This window comes from Acinetobacter sp. HY1485 (assembly GCF_027568475.1).
Lineage (GTDB): Bacteria > Pseudomonadota > Gammaproteobacteria > Pseudomonadales > Moraxellaceae > Acinetobacter.
Window position 1 is genome coordinate 1 of record NZ_JANKZG010000010.1, and the last position, 16,993, is coordinate 16,993.

Annotated in this window: 19 protein-coding genes and 1 rRNA gene; 15 read left to right on the forward strand and 5 right to left on the reverse strand. The window is 38.0% G+C overall.

Going from position 1 to position 16,993, the window contains the following annotated elements; translation table 11 throughout:
- Positions 1-4: 4 nt before the first annotated feature.
- The 8 genes from rrf (at position 5) to PCI70_RS10140 (ending at position 7,479) form a co-directional block, all read left to right on the forward strand.
- Positions 5-119 (forward strand): 5S ribosomal RNA (gene rrf, locus PCI70_RS10105).
- A 126-nt stretch (positions 120-245) separates the two neighbouring features.
- Positions 246-1,661 carry an RNA polymerase factor sigma-54 gene (locus tag PCI70_RS10110; RefSeq protein WP_269915214.1) on the forward strand — a complete coding sequence of 472 codons (1,416 nt, stop codon included), beginning with the start codon at positions 246-248 and terminating at the stop codon, positions 1,659-1,661.
- 104 nt (positions 1,662-1,765) lie between these two features.
- Complete coding sequence (ibaG, locus tag PCI70_RS10115) at positions 1,766-2,017, forward strand: BolA family iron metabolism protein IbaG (RefSeq protein ID WP_269915215.1); 252 nt, start codon at positions 1,766-1,768, stop codon at positions 2,015-2,017.
- A 7-nt stretch (positions 2,018-2,024) separates the two neighbouring features.
- A complete protein-coding gene (gene murA / locus PCI70_RS10120; RefSeq protein WP_269915216.1) occupies positions 2,025-3,284 on the forward strand; it encodes a UDP-N-acetylglucosamine 1-carboxyvinyltransferase in 1,260 nt (419 codons plus the stop codon).
- Positions 3,285-3,287: 3 nt separating this feature from the next.
- Positions 3,288-3,977 carry an ATP phosphoribosyltransferase gene (hisG, locus tag PCI70_RS10125; protein WP_269915217.1) on the forward strand — a complete coding sequence of 230 codons (690 nt, stop codon included), beginning with the start codon at positions 3,288-3,290 and terminating at the stop codon, positions 3,975-3,977.
- Positions 3,978-4,037: 60 nt separating this feature from the next.
- Entirely contained in the window at positions 4,038-5,336 is a 1,299-nt protein-coding gene (gene hisD, locus PCI70_RS10130; protein ID WP_269915283.1) for a histidinol dehydrogenase, read from the forward strand.
- Between the two features lie 9 nt (positions 5,337-5,345).
- Positions 5,346-6,404: a histidinol-phosphate transaminase gene (hisC, locus tag PCI70_RS10135; RefSeq protein ID WP_269915218.1), complete on the forward strand. Its 1,059-nt coding sequence runs from the start codon at positions 5,346-5,348 to the stop codon at positions 6,402-6,404.
- A gap of 4 nt (positions 6,405-6,408) precedes the next feature.
- A complete protein-coding gene (locus tag PCI70_RS10140) occupies positions 6,409-7,479 on the forward strand; it encodes a tetratricopeptide repeat-containing glycosyltransferase (RefSeq protein WP_269915219.1) in 1,071 nt (356 codons plus the stop codon).
- Here PCI70_RS10140 and PCI70_RS10145 read toward each other — a convergent pair.
- Together PCI70_RS10145 and PCI70_RS10150 are read right to left on the reverse strand one after the other, a co-directional pair.
- Positions 7,456-8,706, reverse strand: a complete 1,251-nt coding sequence (locus PCI70_RS10145; RefSeq protein WP_269915220.1) for an anthranilate synthase component I family protein — start codon at positions 8,704-8,706, stop codon at positions 7,456-7,458. The genes PCI70_RS10140 and PCI70_RS10145 overlap by 24 nt on opposite strands.
- A gap of 12 nt (positions 8,707-8,718) precedes the next feature.
- Positions 8,719-9,249 (reverse strand): NUDIX hydrolase, encoded by a 531-nt coding sequence (locus PCI70_RS10150; protein WP_269915221.1) that lies wholly within the window; start codon positions 9,247-9,249, stop codon positions 8,719-8,721.
- Positions 9,250-9,352: 103 nt separating this feature from the next.
- Here PCI70_RS10150 and tsaB point away from each other — a divergent pair, with 103 nt between their 5' ends.
- The 4 genes from tsaB to PCI70_RS10170 are packed head-to-tail and all read left to right on the forward strand — an operon-like array spanning position 9,353 to position 12,981.
- A complete protein-coding gene (gene tsaB / locus PCI70_RS10155; RefSeq protein WP_269915222.1) occupies positions 9,353-10,000 on the forward strand; it encodes a tRNA (adenosine(37)-N6)-threonylcarbamoyltransferase complex dimerization subunit type 1 TsaB in 648 nt (215 codons plus the stop codon).
- Between the two features lies 1 nt (position 10,001).
- A complete protein-coding gene (locus PCI70_RS10160) occupies positions 10,002-10,823 on the forward strand; it encodes an undecaprenyl-diphosphate phosphatase (protein ID WP_269915223.1) in 822 nt (273 codons plus the stop codon).
- Positions 10,823-11,581: a class I SAM-dependent methyltransferase gene (locus tag PCI70_RS10165; RefSeq protein ID WP_269915224.1), complete on the forward strand. Its 759-nt coding sequence runs from the start codon at positions 10,823-10,825 to the stop codon at positions 11,579-11,581. Before PCI70_RS10160 ends, PCI70_RS10165 begins: the two co-directional genes overlap by 1 nt.
- 2 nt (positions 11,582-11,583) lie before the next feature.
- Complete coding sequence (locus PCI70_RS10170) at positions 11,584-12,981, forward strand: C13 family peptidase (RefSeq protein WP_269915225.1); 1,398 nt, start codon at positions 11,584-11,586, stop codon at positions 12,979-12,981.
- Here the strand turns inward: PCI70_RS10170 and PCI70_RS10175 are convergent.
- Entirely contained in the window at positions 12,953-13,231 is a 279-nt protein-coding gene (locus PCI70_RS10175) for a DUF2218 domain-containing protein (RefSeq protein ID WP_269915226.1), read from the reverse strand. The two genes, PCI70_RS10170 and PCI70_RS10175, sit on opposite strands and share 29 nt — an antisense overlap.
- Positions 13,232-13,327: 96 nt before the next feature.
- On the opposite strand from PCI70_RS10175, the gene rpe reads away from it, so the two are divergent.
- Positions 13,328-13,999: a ribulose-phosphate 3-epimerase gene (gene rpe, locus PCI70_RS10180; protein WP_269915227.1), complete on the forward strand. Its 672-nt coding sequence runs from the start codon at positions 13,328-13,330 to the stop codon at positions 13,997-13,999.
- Entirely contained in the window at positions 13,996-14,652 is a 657-nt protein-coding gene (locus PCI70_RS10185) for a nuclease-related domain-containing protein (RefSeq protein WP_269915228.1), read from the forward strand. The genes rpe and PCI70_RS10185 overlap by 4 nt, the downstream gene beginning before the upstream one ends.
- On the opposite strand, the gene PCI70_RS10190 is transcribed toward PCI70_RS10185, so the two are convergent.
- Entirely contained in the window at positions 14,649-15,416 is a 768-nt protein-coding gene (locus PCI70_RS10190; protein WP_269915229.1) for a hydroxymethylpyrimidine/phosphomethylpyrimidine kinase, read from the reverse strand. The two genes, PCI70_RS10185 and PCI70_RS10190, sit on opposite strands and share 4 nt — an antisense overlap.
- Positions 15,417-15,464: 48 nt before the next feature.
- On the opposite strand from PCI70_RS10190, the gene PCI70_RS10195 reads away from it, so the two are divergent.
- Positions 15,465-16,160, forward strand: a complete 696-nt coding sequence (locus PCI70_RS10195; protein WP_269915230.1) for an HAD-IA family hydrolase — start codon at positions 15,465-15,467, stop codon at positions 16,158-16,160.
- Here the strand turns inward: PCI70_RS10195 and PCI70_RS10200 are convergent.
- A complete protein-coding gene (locus PCI70_RS10200; protein WP_269915231.1) occupies positions 16,079-16,954 on the reverse strand; it encodes a DMT family transporter in 876 nt (291 codons plus the stop codon). The genes PCI70_RS10195 and PCI70_RS10200 overlap by 82 nt on opposite strands.
- Positions 16,955-16,993 lie beyond the last annotated feature (39 nt).

The following is a 16,993-nucleotide window of genomic DNA, read 5'->3' on the forward strand; positions in this document are numbered from 1 at the left end:
TTGTGCTGGCGACCATAGCAAGAGTGAACCACCTGATCCCTTCCCGAACTCAGAAGTGAAACCTCTTTGCGCTGATGGTAGTGTGGGGTTACCCATGTGAGAGTAAGTCATCGCCAGCTCATTATTCTAAAGCCCCTCAATGAGGGGCTTTTTTTATGACTGTAATTTAAATAATGCTTTTAGAATAAAGACTCGTATGATATATAAAATATAAGAAAAACTTGGTGTTATACAAGGAGCTGTAAATGAAACTGTCTGTAGGATTAAAGTTATCTAATTCACTATCTTTAACTCCTCAATTACAGCAGGCGATTCGTTTATTGCAATTATCTAATTTGGAGTTACAAGAAGAAATTTCTCTTCAGTTAGAAAGTAATCCTCTATTGGAAAAAATAGAAGAGCATACAGAGCAACTAGTTGTAACTAAGAATGAGCAATTAGAACCTTTAAAAAATATTGAAGAAATTCCTAATGATTTAACTGTTGATGCTAAATGGGATGATATTTATGTATCGCACAGTTCGGGTCAAACTGATGAAAACTATGAAATTGAGCGTAGTTATAGAAAAACATTAAAATCTATTTTATTAGAACAAATAAATTTACTTAAATTTTCTAAAGTAGACCAATTAATTAGTCATCTTATTATTGATGAATTAGATGAAAAAGGTTTTTTACCAGTTAACATTTCTGAAATTACTGCTTCTGCGAATTTATTTTTAGAAGATTTAAATATAGAGGTTGAAAATAGTGAGGTCTTAGTCGTTATCAAACATATTCAGAATTTAGAGCCATTTGGAGTGGCATCTAAGGGGTTGGTTGAGTATTTACAGTTACAAATCGTTCGTATAAAACATATCTCCTCAAAAGAATATGCTTTGAAAATATTAGAGCAATATCATTATTTATTATCTAATGATATCTCTAAACTCATAAAAAAGGCACAAATGACTATGGATGAATTTAATCAAGGGTTAGAGTTAATCAGGACTTTGAAACCTTATCCAAGTTTAGGCCTAAATGTGGAGTATGACGATTACCAAATACCTGATGTCGTAGTGAAAAAGAATAATAACAAATGGCAAATTGAGCTGAACTCTGACGTTGTTCCCAAGTTAAGGGTAGATCCTTACTATTCAGGACTCATTAAACGTGCAGATTCGAGTGCGGATAATCAGTATCTAAAGTCTCATATGATTGAGGCAAAAAACTTTATCAAAAGTATTGATGAACGCCACAAAACATTACTTAAAGTAACAGCATGCATTGTGAAATATCAGCAGGAATTTTTAGAAAAGGGAGCCGAATTTATGAAACCCTTGATTCTAAGAGATATTGCCGAAGAAGTAGATTTACATGAGTCTACAATTTCACGGGTAACAACAAATAAATACTTATTAACGCCTAAAGGATTGTTTGAACTTAAATATTTTTTCTCAAGCCACGTAGGTACTTCAGTTGGTGGAGAGTGCTCTTCTACAGCAATTCGTGCCAAAATCAAAAAAATGATTGCAGCAGAAAATCCTAAAAAACCGCTTTCAGATAATGTAATTTCGAATCAATTAAAACAAGACGGTATAGAGGTAGCACGTCGAACTGTTGCAAAGTATAGAGAGTCTCTACATATTCCATCTTCATCTGAACGTAAGATTCTTATTTAAATCAGACTTTTTTAACAAATTTAAATGAAGTCTAATGAATTATTTTTTTGAGATATAGTAAAATAGACCACTTTTATATCGTAGGTCTAAGCGAGGTTTTTTTAATGAACAGTGAACAACTTACAGAAGTTTTAAAAACAGCTTTTCCTGAGGCTGAAGTTGTTGTAAGTGGACAAGCCGGAAAGTTTGACCTACGTATTGTTGATGATAAATTTGAAGGTAAACGTACAGTAGGTCGTCAACAACTTGTATATGCTCCTTTAAATGAATACATTGCAAGTGGTGCAGTACATGCTGTAACAATCAGAGCAATGACAAAAGAAGAATGGCGTAAAGCAAGCCTATTCGGAGCATAAGGTTTAGATGGATAAGTTTTTAATACAAGGTGGACGTACGCTAAACGGTGAAGTACGTATTTCAGGTGCAAAAAATGCAGCATTACCACTATTAGCCGCTACAATTTTAGCGGATTCACCTATTCAAATTACAAATGTGCCCAATTTAAAAGATGTAAATACTTTGGTACAACTGATTGCAGGACTAGGCGTAACCATTTCTTACAAAGGGGATACCGTAAGTGCTGATACATCTACATTAGACAATCAGTTTGCGCCTTACGAACTTGTAAAAACAATGCGTGCCTCTATTTTGGTTTTAGGTCCATTACTTGCACGTTACGGTGAAGCTAAAGTGTCTTTACCCGGTGGATGTGCCATTGGTTCTCGTCCTGTAGATCAGCATTTAAAAGCGTTAGAAGCACTTGGGGCAACCATTAGTGTGGAAAATGGTTATGTACATGCACATATAGATGGTCGTTTAAAAGGTGGTGAAGTTGTTTTTGATATGGTGACTGTTGGTGGGACAGAAAACATATTAATGGCAGCAGCATTGGCTGATGGTGTAACGGTTATTCGTAATGCTGCACGCGAGCCAGAAATTACCGATCTTGCACAAATGCTTATCAAAATGGGTGCAAAAATTGAAGGTCTTGATACTGATACCCTTACAGTAACAGGTGTTGAGAGTTTACATGGCTGTGAATATGCAGTTGTTGCAGACCGTATTGAAACAGGTTCATACCTTGCTGCTGCGGCAATGACAGGTGGACGAGTTAAAACAACGCATACTGACCCAACATTACTTGAAGCTGTTCTTGAAAAATTTGAAGAAATGGGTGCAGAAGTAACCCGTGGTGATGATTGGATTGAGCTTGATATGCAAGGTAAGCGTCCTAAAGCAGTAAGTTTTAGAACATTGCCACATCCCGATTTCCCAACAGATATGCAAGCACAAATTATGGCGGTAAACGCGATTGGACGTGGTTTTGCAACGATTTCGGAAACAATTTTTGAGAATCGCTTTATGCACGTGCCTGAGTTATCTCGTATGGGTGCAAACATTCAAGTAGAAGGAAATGATGCTGTTGTAACAGGTGTAGAGCAACTTTCTGCTGCACCTGTGATGGCAACTGATTTACGTGCTTCTTTTTCGTTAGTGTTGGCTGCACTTGCTGCTCAAGGCGAAACATTGGTTGATCGTATTTATCATATTGACCGTGGTTATGAAAATGTAGAAGCGAAGCTCCAAGGGTTAGGGGCAATTATTAAGCGAGTAAGTGAGTAAAAAATGAATGAGTTAAGAAACGATGATCCAAATTTTTATGTAATGGGTAATTTTGATCATGGTTTGACTTTGGCATTAAGTAAGGGGCGTATTTTAAAAGATACGTTACCTTTACTTGAAACTGCGGGCATTAATTTACTCGAAGATCCTGATAAATCACGTAAACTTATTTTTCCAACAACACATAAATTGGTGCGGATTTTAATTTTACGTGCATCTGATGTGCCAACTTATGTAGAAAATGGGGCGGCAGATTTAGGTGTGGCAGGTAAAGATGTATTAATGGAGCATGGTGCTCAAAATGTGTATGAACCGTTAGACTTAAAAATTGCAAACTGTCGCTTAATGACTGCTGCAAAAGTAGGCATGGTTCGTCCAAAAGGTCGCCTAAAAATCGCAACGAAATATGTCAACTTAACTCGTGAGTACTATGCAAGTTTAGGTGAGCAAGTAGATGTAATTAAGTTGTATGGCTCAATGGAGCTTGCGCCGCTTGTTGGTTTAGGCGATTACATTGTGGATGTGGTGGACACAGGCAATACACTGCGTGCAAATGGGCTAGAACCATTAGAAGAAATTTGCCAAGTTTCTTCACGCTTAATTGTAAATAAAGCAAGTTTTAAACGTAAGCAAGCTGTACTCAATCCTATTCTTTCTCAGTTAGAACAAGCTGTTAAAGATCGTCAAGCATAAAATTCTTACCCACAAGCACCTTAAAACAGGTTAAACTCAAAGTTCATTTTGTTAAAACTTGTGGGTAAATTGATGCGACGTTTATCGACTAAAGACCAAGATTTTAAACAGGTCTTTGCGGATTTATTAGCCTTTGAAACAGTAAACGATCCAAAACTTCTCCAAACTGTAGAGCAAATTATTCATGATGTACGCCAACATGGTGATGCACATGTACTGAAACTCACACAACAGTTTGACCGACATCCCGCGCATCAATTTTCAGAATTAGAACTTACTCAAGAACAACTAAAAACAGCTTTTGACGGCTTAAAACCTCAAGTTCGTGAAGCATTAGAACTTGCGGCTCATCGTATTCGTTCTTTTCATCAAGCACAAAAACAAGACGGTTGGACGTATACGGATGATCTAGGGAATACACTTGGTCAAAAAGTGACACCGCTTGATCGTGTAGGGATTTATGTTCCCGGTGGTTTGGCATCGTATCCATCTTCTGTATTAATGAATGCCATTCCTGCCCATGTCGCAGGCGTAGGCGAAATTATCATGGTTGTGCCTGCACCCGAAGGTCAGCTAAATCCTCTTGTACTGGCAGCAGCATATTTGGCAGGTGTGAGCCGTGTATTTACAATTGGTGGCGCACAAGCCGTTGCTGCGTTGGCATATGGTACTCAAACAATTCCAAAAGTGGACAAAATTACAGGTCCAGGAAATCGATTTGTTGCGGCAGCTAAACGTGCGGTATTTGGGCAGTGTGGTATTGATATGATTGCAGGACCATCTGAAATTTTGGTATATGCAGAAGGTCAAAACAACGCAAAATGGATTGCGATGGATGTATTGTCGCAAGCTGAGCATGACACAGTTGCGCAAGCCATTTTAATTACACCTGATGCAGATTTTTTAAATGAAGTAGCCGATGCAATTGAAGAACATTTAGCGAATTTACCAAAAGCTGAGATTGCACGAACATCTATTCACAACCGTGGTGCATTGGTATTAGTGAAAGATCGAGCAGAAGCAGTAGCGTTAATTAACCAAGTTGCCCCTGAGCATTTACAGCTTTGTGTCGATGATCCGCAAACAATGGCAGAAGATATCCGCCATGCGGGTGCAATTTTTATGGGTCGTTATACACCTGAAGCCATTGGCGATTATTGTGCAGGTCCTAACCATGTTCTGCCAACCTCAGGTACTGCACGTTTTTCTTCGCCATTGGGTGTGTATGATTTTCAAAAGCGCTCAAGTTTAATTTTTTGTACGGAACAAGGCGTTAAACCGCTTGCTCAAGCAGCAGATATTTTAGCGCAAGAAGAAGATTTAGATGCGCATGCACGTTCTGTACGCTACCGTTCTTAAGAGGGTAATATGAAAAAGTTTTGGAGCCCCATGGTTCGGGAGTTAGAGCCATATACACCAGGTGAGCAACCTAAAGTACAAAATTTGGTAAAACTAAACACCAATGAAAATCCATATCCGCCATCGCCAAAAGTGGTGAATGCTGTTGAGCAAGTATTGCAACATCAAGCAGATGCGTTACGTTTGTATCCAGACCCTGATGCATCTGTATTAAAGCAGGCAATTGCGAAACAACAGCAAGTTGATGTTTCGCATGTGTTTGTGGGTAACGGGTCAGATGAGGTTTTGGCACATATTTTTAAAGCATTTTTTATTCAAGATGCACCTATTTTATCGCCTGATATTTCGTATAGTTTTTACCCTGTGTATAGCCAATTTTTTGAAATAAAAACACAAAAGATTGCACTCAATGAAAATTTTGAAATTGAACCACAAGATTATGCTGTACCAAATGGTGGGGTGATTATTGCCAACCCGAATGCACCAACGAGTATTGCATTATCGCTTGATAAAATTGAAGAAATTTTGAAGCTAAACCCTGATCGTATAGTGGTGATTGATGAAGCTTATGTAGATTTTGGTGCAGAATCTGCTGTGAGCTTAGTGAGTCGTTACGAAAATCTTGTGGTGTGTCAAACAACTTCAAAATCGCGTTCTTTGGCAGGCTTACGTGTTGGTTTTGCAATTGCACAACCGCATTTAATTGAAGCCCTAGAAACGGTGAAAAATAGCTTTAACTCTTATCCGCTTGATCGTTTTGCCATTGCAGCAGCAGTCGCTTCATTTGAAGATGAAGCGTATTTTAAAGCACAGTGCGAAAAAGTCATTGCTAGCCGTGAGAAATTGGTTAAGCAATTACAAGAGATTGGATTTAATGTATTACCGTCTAAAGCTAACTTTATTTTTGTAACCCATCCACAGCGTGATGCAGGCGACCTTGCTCAGAAATTACGCGATGTTGGAATTATTGTCCGTTACTTTAATAAGCCAAGAATTAATCAATTTTTGCGTATTACGATTGGAACAGATGAACAAAACCAAGCATTAGTCGATTTTTTGCGGAAATAAAATCATGACAGTATCTACAATTTGTTTGAACATGATTGTTAAAAATGAAGCAAATATTATTGTAGATACTTTAGATAATATCTGTAAGCATATTGCGATTGATACAGTGGTGATTTGTGATACAGGTTCTACGGATAATACGGTAGAAATAGTTGAAGCATACTTAAAAACACATCAGATTAAAGGTATTGTACATCATCATCAATGGCAAAATTTTGAAGTGAACCGTAACTTAGCATTACAAGCGTGTGAGGGGTTATCTGATTATATTTTAGTTTTTGATGCTGATGACCGCTTTTATGGTGATGTGCCACAAATTTTTGAGCATGATATTTATGCGCTTAAATTTAGAAGTGCAACCCGAGATTTTTATTACACCCGAAAAATTTTGTTTAAAAATAAAAATATTGTGAAATGGATTGGTGTACTACATGAAAGTATTGTGAATACTCAGCCTAATTTGAGTGAGTGTGAACTTGCAGGCGATTATTACATTCAAACAGGACATTTTGGCGCAAGAAATCAAGAGCTAAATAAATACTTAAAAGATGCACAGACGCTACAACAAGCGTTTGAGCAAGAGCATGAACCGTTAATGAAAGCACGTTATGCTTATTATTGTGCAACGTCTTACTATAGTCATGGTGATATTGACCAAGCAATTTTTTGGTTTGAACAGCGTTTGACATTACCAAGTTCCAATACTGAAGAAACATATTTAGCTTGTCGTTATCTAGGTGAAATTTACAAAAATAACAACCAATTAGAAAAAGCAGTATTTACATGGTTAAAAGGTGCAAGTACTGACTATGTTGAATGTTTATATGAATTAAGTTTGTTGTATACACAAATAGGTGATGCTACTTTAGCATTTGATTTTGCACTTTTGGCAAAACATAAAACACAGACATTTGAACCTAACATTTTAAATTACGGTGTGGATTATCAAATTTTTAGTTTAGGACAAAAACTCAACAAAATGCAAGCTGTTGAACAAGCATGGCAATGCCTGAAACAACAGCCCTTTTATTCCAAAGAACTGACAGACGCCTTAAACGCTTGGCGTGTTAATTGAATCAAGAATGGCTGAAATTTTATCAAAACATTCTTGATATTCTGCATCGCAATTTGACGCAATAGTAATACCACCACCTGCCCAAACACTCAGCTCGTTTTGATATTTTTGAATTGAACGAATGAGAATATTCCAACAACCTGTACCATCTAAATTAAAGTAACCCATAGACCCGCAATATGCACCTCTAGGTTGTTGTTCTAATTCTGAGATAATTTGCATTGCCCGAATTTTGGGTGCACCTGTAATAGAACCACCTGGTGAGGCATCTAACAGCATGTGCATTGGGTTGATGTGTGGTTTTAACGTGGCTTGTATTTCACTCACCATGTGGTGCACTTGTTCAAAACTTTCAATTTCAAACAGTTTGTTGGTTTTTACACTGCCTATTTGTGCATAAAGGCTTAAATCGTTACGCAACAAATCTACAATCATGACATTTTCTGCCTGATCTTTTATGGACTTAGCAAGTGTGTTTTTGGATTGTTCATCTTGTTGCGTGTTTGTATAACGTGGCATTGTGCCTTTGATAGGGCGTGTTTTAACAATGTGATTGGCTTGAAATTCAATAAATAGTTCAGGGGAACAGCTCAAAAGCTCAAAATCATTAATTTTGAGATAACCTGCATAAGGTGCATTGGTGAGTTGCCAAAGTTTGGCTGCTTGAGCAAGAAGCTGTCCGTTTGCTTTGCCTTTAAATTGTTGAGTAAGATTAATTTGGTAGCAATCGCCTGCTTTAATATAGTTTTGAACTTGATTAAATGCGTGTGTGTATTGGGTTTTTGTCCATGTTGGGGTGCAAGGCTCAATCAGTTCAAAATGAAGATCCGCTTTAGGTAATTGCGTAATTTTTTCTAAAATTTCTTGTCCATGTGGCTCATGGCTATAAAAGACCCACGTATTTTTTTCAAATTTTAAATAAGATAGGTAATACCCTAGATAGGTAGCAGGTTGGGCATGAGAGGGTGCATCAATAAATTGGTTAGCAGAATAATCATACCCAATAAAGCCAATCCAACCACCATTAAAACCTGTACCTGTTTTGGGTGTATCAGAAAAATTAAAATTAATTTGACCATCAAGCGAGTAGTGTTTTGGAAGAAAGCCAATCACAGGTTTGCCATGATCTTGCAAATAAACAAGCCCTTGTAAAGACTGTAAACGATAAAGTACTTGTGCAGGACAAGTTGGGAAATCGGACAGTATTTTTTTAAAGGGTAAAGACATAACTAAAACACACTATTGTTCAATCGTTTGTAAATGTAATGGAAATGAAAGTGTTTTACGATCATTAAAGTAGTGTTGTAGGGTAGATTTTACGCTAGGAAATGCAAGTTCATCCCATGGAATTTCATCTTCGCTAAAAAGTCGGCTTTCTAAGGTTTCAATGCCTGCACCAAATTTTCCATTTTCAAGTGTTCCTTTAAATACACTATAAATTTGCCCAATATGCGGTACATCGTACAAGCAGTATAACTGTTCTAAATTAACCACAGCTTCTGCTTCTTCTAAAGTTTCACGTTGTGCACCTTGTGCCATGGTTTCGCCAAGCTCCATATAGCCAGCAGGCAGTGTCCAATAACCGTAACGCGGTTCTATGGCACGTTTACACAGTAAGACTTTTTCTTGCCAAATCACTAAAGCACCACAGATGACTTTGGGGTTTTCGTAATGAATATAACCACATTGAGGACAGACTTGGCGTAATTTTGTATCATCTGTTGGGATTTCTTTTTTTGTTTTATGTCCGCATTGTAGGCAGTATGACATCTTAAAAACTCGTGAAAACAAGATGCTTTGAGAATAACAGATTTATAAGCGCAAATGACTAGCGTATGATAGCTTTTAGTTTGGAAAAGATGGTAGAGCAGGCATGAAATTGCTAGCACTTGAAACTGCTAATGAGCAGTGTTCGGTTTGTATTGTGGAAGATGGTACGGTGAAATTTAATGGGTTTAATGAACAACCGCGTGCACAAACACAAACCTTATTGCCCATGATTGAGCAAGGCTTACAGCAAACAGACTTGACACTTGAACAGTTAGATGTAATTGCATTTAGTCGTGGTCCAGGGTCTTTTAGTGGCGTACGTATTAATGCTGCAGTCACTCAAGCATTGGCATGGGCAAATGATATACCTGTTGCTCCTGTTTCAACATTACAGGCATTGGCACAAGCGGCATATCGTTTACATGGTTTAACCGCAGTGACTGCTGTTTTAGATGCACGTATGAAAGAAGTGTATATTGCAAGTTATGAGCTAGATCAAAATAAGATTATGCAGCCTGTATCAGAAGAAAAATTATTAGCTTACGATATAGCACAAAACGAAATTAAACATACATTAGTGGGTTCAGGTGCACCTCTTTTACAAAAAGATGCGTTGCTTACTGTGATAGCAGATGCACAAGACATAGCAACCATTGCACAAACAGCACCCACTGTAGAGGCATCTCACGCACTGCCTGTATATTTACGTGATAACGCTTGGAAAAAGATTTCAGAACAAGGCAAAGCATAAAATGGATTTAATACTGTTATTTAAAGCTGCAATTATGGGATTGGTCGAAGGGATTACCGAATTTCTACCGATCTCAAGTACAGGGCATTTAATTTTAACGGGGCAACTTCTTGATTTTTGGACACCCGAAAAACGAGATATGTTTTCGGTTGCCGTACAAATTGGGGCAATTGCAGCCGTTATTTATCAGTATTGGGGAAAATTGTGGGGTGCCTTGATTGGTGCGCTTACAGGAGACGTTCAAGGGCGCCGTTTGAGCATCAATTTAATTGTGGCAACTATTCCGATTATGTTAATTGGGTTAACTTTTGGTGAAACTGTAAAAGCCTACTTATTTAATGCTGTCACTGTTGCGTGTGCGCTTATTGTAGGTGGTTTTATTATTTTGTGGGCAGAACGCCGTCAACATCAAATTAAGAGCCAAGAAGTAGAAAACCTAACCTTTAAACAAGCTGTAATCATTGGTTTAATTCAATGTTTCGCTTTAGTTCCGGGCACATCACGTTCAGGTTCTACCATTATTGGGTCTTTGTTTTTGGGCGTGTCACGCAAAGCAGCAGCAGAATTTTCATTCTTTTTAGGTATTCCTGTACTAATGGGTGCAGGCTTACTTGACATGTATAAAATGCGCCATGATCTACACGTTGCAGATATGGAAATCTTAGGCGTGGGGATTATTGTTGCATTTGTATCTGCTTTAATTGTGATTCGTGCGTTAATTCGTTACGTTTCTAAACATGATTTTAGTATTTTTGCTTATTACCGTATTGTATTTGGCATTCTAATTTTACTGACATGGTACACAGGTTGGGTACAGTGGTAATGAAGTTATGGTATGAAACGCCGTATACCAAACAGGCACAGCAACTGAGTGAGCGTTTAGCTGAGCGTGGCGTACAAATAGATTTGCAATGTACAGACAAAATTAATGCAAAATTTTTACGTCTACATCCTGAGCTTGCCCTTATTGTAGATGGTGCAGGGGTGAGTCTGACTGCACAAGGCATGAAGATGCAGCCTGATTGGAAAGCCGAAACGGGGCGTTTAAAACGTGCATCGCTTAAATCTGAGATGCTTGCACGTGCTTGTCAGGCAAATGATAGCCCAACACTTATTGATGCAACGGCAGGCTTAGGGCATGACACCTTATTAATGGCAAAATTTGGCGCAAAAATTACCTTGGTTGAACGCCATCCTATTTTATATACCTTATTAGAAAGTGCATACCAACAAGCACAACAAGATACGTTTTTAGCCAATGTGGTACAAAATATAACATTGGTTTTTGCAGATTCAGCCGAATACTTACAGCAAGCTAGCGCTGTCGATGTGGTGTATTTAGACCCCATGTTTCCACAACGTGAAAAAACTGCACAAGTAAAGAAACAGATGCAACTATTGCACATGTTGCTACCTGAAGATGGTGAAATGGATTTAGGCGACCAACTTTTAGAACATGCAAAAAAAGTTGCACAAAGGGTCATTGTAAAACGCCCACGTTATGCGGTATTTTTAAATGATGAGCCACCACAACATCAATGGTTGGGTGATGCCTGCCGTTTTGATGGATACTTCCAATAACTATGATTGATTTAAAACCTTCCATTAATTTTGGGCACGATTTAAAAAATAATGAACTTGCAGGGCTGTGGTTACTGTTGGGCTCGCGCCGTTCGTTAAAAATTGTACATCCCTCTATTTTTCAGCTCCTGTTTTGGGGCGTTATGGCAGGTGCAGTCAATAGTTTATTTAGTTGGTTGGTGGCAGGGCAAGTAGGTACTTTTAATCCACAAGGCTTAATTAGTTACGCCGTTTGGCCATTTATTGCTTTGATTGTGGGCATTTTTCTTTCTCAACGAATGAATAATCCCCGTTTGATGCTAGTACCTGCATTGTTATGGTTGGTACTTGATACCAATATTATTTTAATTCAGTGCTTACTTCAGTATCTAGGCGATCAGGACTATCTCAATTTTTTACCCGATAGCATTTATAACGCTTTTCCCAATATTTTTGCAGGGTTATTTGTTTGGCAAAGTTTAGCGGTTATTTGGGTTTTTGCGCGTGAGCTAAAATGGCCATGGTGGGAGCGTGGGCTGATTATGCTTGCGACCATATTTACCTTGGTGGTTTGGCAACTGTCTATGAAATCTCAACCTATTTGGAAAGTAGATGACGTACAGCCCACTATTTCTGAAGATGCACTATACGCCCAAGGTAATTTACTGAACCAAGCATTAGAAAAAATTCAGTTTGGTGATTTTGCGCAAACTCATTGGTATTTTTTAGGCGTTGCAGGCGATAGTTACGACTCTGTGTTTAGTTCAGAGGTTCAACGAATACGCTCGCAGTTTGATACACGTTTTGGCACATTTGGGCGTTCTATTGGTTTGGTGAATGATCCTGACACACGTACGACATTGCCGATTGCGTCAGAAACCAGTATTGAAATGGCGCTTAATCGTATTGGGCAACAAATGAATAAAGACACTGATGTGTTGTTTATGTATATGACATCGCATGGTGAAAAAGAACATTTTGAACTTGAAAATGCGCCGATTGATTTAAAACAAGTTGATCCAAAATGGTTGCGTGGTGCACTTGATAAAGCAGGTATTAAGTGGCGCGTTATTGTCATTTCGGCATGTTATTCGGGCAGTTTTATTCCCGCTTTACAGTCAGATAACACACTAGTCATTACAGCATCGGCTTCTGATCGTTCATCTTTTGGATGTAATAATGAATCAGACTATACCTATTTTGGACGTGCGTTTTTTGATCAGGCAATGCGAGAAAAGACATCGCTTAAAGATGCTTTTGTGACGGCTCAAGCGACCGTATCGCAGTGGGAAAATGCCCAAGGTTTTGAGCCTTCCGAACCACAATGGTCACTTGGAAAAAATATGGAAATTATGTTGCCTCAGTTAGAAAAGCATTTATTTCCATCACCCCTTAAGACGGATGATGCCAAGTCACCGTAAACTCTTGTTGTGCCATACGGTTTAAATGATCAATGACCACTTGCTCTAAACGATCGTGGTTTTCATCATCGCTCTTAATGCTAACATCAAGTGTTTCTGGTTGTGGAATCAGCGTAATAACGGCTGTTGGCATAATAATTTTAAAATCTTGTTCGGTTTCAAGTACTTCAAATTTATGCTTCCAATGATTGAACAAGCGTTTTGCAATACGGCGACCTTCTAATGTTTGAATTTGAGTCGTACTTTTCATTGTGATCTCCTATGTAGGAACTTTATCTTAACAAACAATATTTAAGAAAAAAGGCAGGTTGTGTAATATACTTTTAAATTTAAAGAGATGTTCCCCATGTCTAAGCCATATCTAATAGCACCTTCAATTTTATCTGCTGACTTTGCACGTTTAGGTGAAGATGTAGAAAAAGTATTAGAAGCAGGTGCAGATGTTGTACATTTTGATGTGATGGATAACCATTATGTACCTAACTTAACCTTTGGTGCAGGTGTCTGTAAAGCACTCAAAAATTATGGCATTAAAGCGCCTATTGATGTGCATTTAATGGTATCGCCTGTAGATCGTATTATTGGTGACTTTTTAGATGCAGGTGCCGATATTATTACGTTCCATCCTGAAGCATCAGAACATATCGACCGTTCTTTGCAACTGATTAAAGCAGGTGGTGCAAAAGCAGGCTTGGTTTTTAATCCTGCAACGCCGTTACACTATTTAGATTATGTGTTGGACAAAGTAGATCAAGTTTTATTGATGAGTGTAAACCCTGGCTTTGGTGGGCAAAAATTTATTCCAATGACATTAGAAAAATTACGCCAAGCACGCAAAATTATTGATGCAAGTGGTCGTGATATTCGCTTAGAAGTTGATGGTGGGGTAACGCCTGCCAATATTCGTGAAATTGCAGAAGCGGGTGCAGATATGTTTGTGGCAGGATCAGCAATTTTTGGTAAGCCTGACTATAAAAAAGCCATTGATGAGATGCGTCAAGAGCTTGCACAAGTATGATATTTATTATTGGTGTTTTAGTTGTTTGTGCAATTTTAGGTTTTTTATTAACGCGTAAAAAACCTGAAATACGCCCTCAGCCTTCAAAGGCGCATGTTCAAGGCAAACAAGGCGAACAGATTGTTCAGCAACATTACTGCGACCATTTTTGCCAAAAATCAACGGTACTATTAAATGATTGTACTTTTGTTATCCATGATGGGCATACCACCCAAATAGATCACATTTTGGTCAGTCCATTTGGCGTGTTTGTAATTGAAACCAAAAACTATCAAGGGTGGATTTTTGGTTCAGAACGTCAAAAACAATGGACAGTGTGTCTTGGCTCTAAAAAATTTCAGTTTCAAAATCCATTACATCAAAACTACTTACATTTAAAAACGCTTGTTGAGTTGTTTGAAAGTGAAGTTGAAGAACAGCATTTTCATTCTGTTGTGGTGTTTGTTGGAAAAAGTGAATTTAAAACAGATATGCCTGCCAATGTTTGCCAAGGTGAGCATTGGGTACATCATATTAAAAATTTTAAAAAGCCAATTTTATCTGCACAGCAAGTTCAATCTATCGTTAAAAAGCTTGAAGCCAATGCACTTAAAAAAGGCTTTGAAACAGACTGCCAACATATTGAGAATCTAAAGAAACGCCACGCAGCTTAAAAGCGTTTTGGTATTTTTTGCCCGCCTGCTACAGGAGACTCTGCCTGTTGTAATACGCCAAATAACCATGTTTCGGCATGGTTAACGGCTTGCTGAACCGTATCGCCTTGCGCTAAACGTCCTGCAATAAAACTTGCTAAAGAACATCCTGATCCGTGGTATTCACCTTCTAAACGCGCACATGTTGTTTCTGAGACTAAGTCATTATTGATATACAAGGCATTACGAATATAATCGGGTGTTTCTTCATGTCCGCCTTTTACTAAAACTGCTTTTGCACCAAGTTTAAATAGTGCTTCGGTTGCTTCATCAATATCCTGTATACCTGTGAGTGCACGTAATTCTACTGTATTTGGTGTAATCAATGTCGCAAGGGGAATAAGTTGCTGAAATGCTTTTACAAGTGTTGCTTGGTCGCCCAATGAGCCACCACTATTGGCGACCAATACAGGGTCTAACACATAAGCATAATTTGGATGTAGGATTAAAAATTCTGCTAATGCTGTAATGTTATCTGTTGTGCCTAACATACCCGATTTAACACAGCGAATAGGCAAATCGTGAACAACAGCATTAGCTTGAGCAAGTAATAGTTCTTTAGAGGTTGCTTCAAAGCCAAACACTTGTTGTGAGTTTTGAATAGTTAAAGCTGTACAAGCAATTGCTGCATGGGCACCACTTTGTCCAATTGCTTCAATATCTGCTTGCAAGCCTGCACCACCTGATGGGTCTAATCCTGAAAAACAAAGCACGGTAGGACGCACGATGCCGTATCCTTAAAAGTAAAATTTAAGTTAGTATAGGCAAGTTTTATGAACTTTCCGAGTCAGATTGTGCAAAATATTTTAATTGATTTAGATGGAACACTTACAGATCCTAAAGTGGGAATTCATAGCTGTATTCGTTATGCGATGGAAAAGTTAAATCAGACCTTAGATAAAAACATTGATCTTGATTGGACAATTGGTCCACCTTTAAAAGATTCTTTTATACAATTATTGGGCTCGGATAAACATGCCGATCAAGCACTTGAATTATATCGTGAGCGTTTTGCCCCGATAGGATTATTTGAAAATACAGTTTATCCTCACGTAAACACGACATTACAAACACTTGTAGAACGTGGGTATCGTTTGTATTTAGCAACGGCTAAGCCCCACGTTTACGCAAAAAAGATTTTGACGCATTTTGGTTTGAGTGAATACTTTACGCAAATTTATGGCAGTGAACTGACAGGGGAGCGTACCAATAAGGGTGAGTTGATTGCTTATATACTTGAGCAAGAGCAACTCAATCCCAAAACCTGTGTCATGGTGGGAGACCGTAAATACGATATTTTAGGTGCACAACAAAATGGTGTTGCAACCGTTGCTGTTACATATGGTTATGGCACAGCAGAAGAAATTGAAAATGCAGATGTGCAAATTCACTCTTTTGATGATTTATTAAATTTAAGTTCACTGAGTAACACACCAAATACAACTAAAACTGCACCAACGAGTGCATAAGGGGACATATGTTCACCTGCCATACGTCCAAAGATACCTGCCCAAACAGGCTCACCTGTATAAATGACAGTTGCTTTGGCAGGTTCGACATAACGCTGTGCCCAATTCATCGTAAACTGAATTAAAGCACTTGCAATTCCAATCCCAATAACAATTGCAACCAATGTCCAAGAAAATTCAGGAATTGAATGTTCGCCTAAAAAAGGCATTGTGATAAAAGAAAAAATAGATGCTGCAATAAGCTGTATAACCGTAACCCGTTGCGTATTTACTTTATTGGCAAATAAGCTGATGAGAATAATTTCCACAGCAATGGCAACGGCACTAATCAAAGTGAAAATCTGCCCTGTACTAAATTCAATATTAAGCGTGTGATTACCTGTTAACAGAACCAAGCCAATAAATGCTACAAAAATACCGAGCCATGTCATCACTTTTGGAAATTTTTTAAAGAAAATCCATTGTAAAACAGGAACAAGCGGTACATATAGCGCTGTTAAAAATGCAGATTCACTACTTAAAACACTTTGTAATCCAATAGTTTGAGCACCATAACCAATCGTAATCATACTGCCAATACAAATGCCTGCAATAAGGTCTTTTAGGGTAGTATGTTTTAAAATTTTGAAAGAAAAAAATAAAATTGCTAACGTTGCTGCTGCAAAACGACAGCCTACAAAAAACATAGGGCTACTCATCGTAAGTGCATACTGAACTGTTAAAAATGTACCACCCCAAATAAGGGTGATAAAAATAAGTGCCATTTCTGGGAAATATTTATTTTTGTAGATCATAAAAAAACCTGTAGAATTTGTCACGATGTGCAGTATATT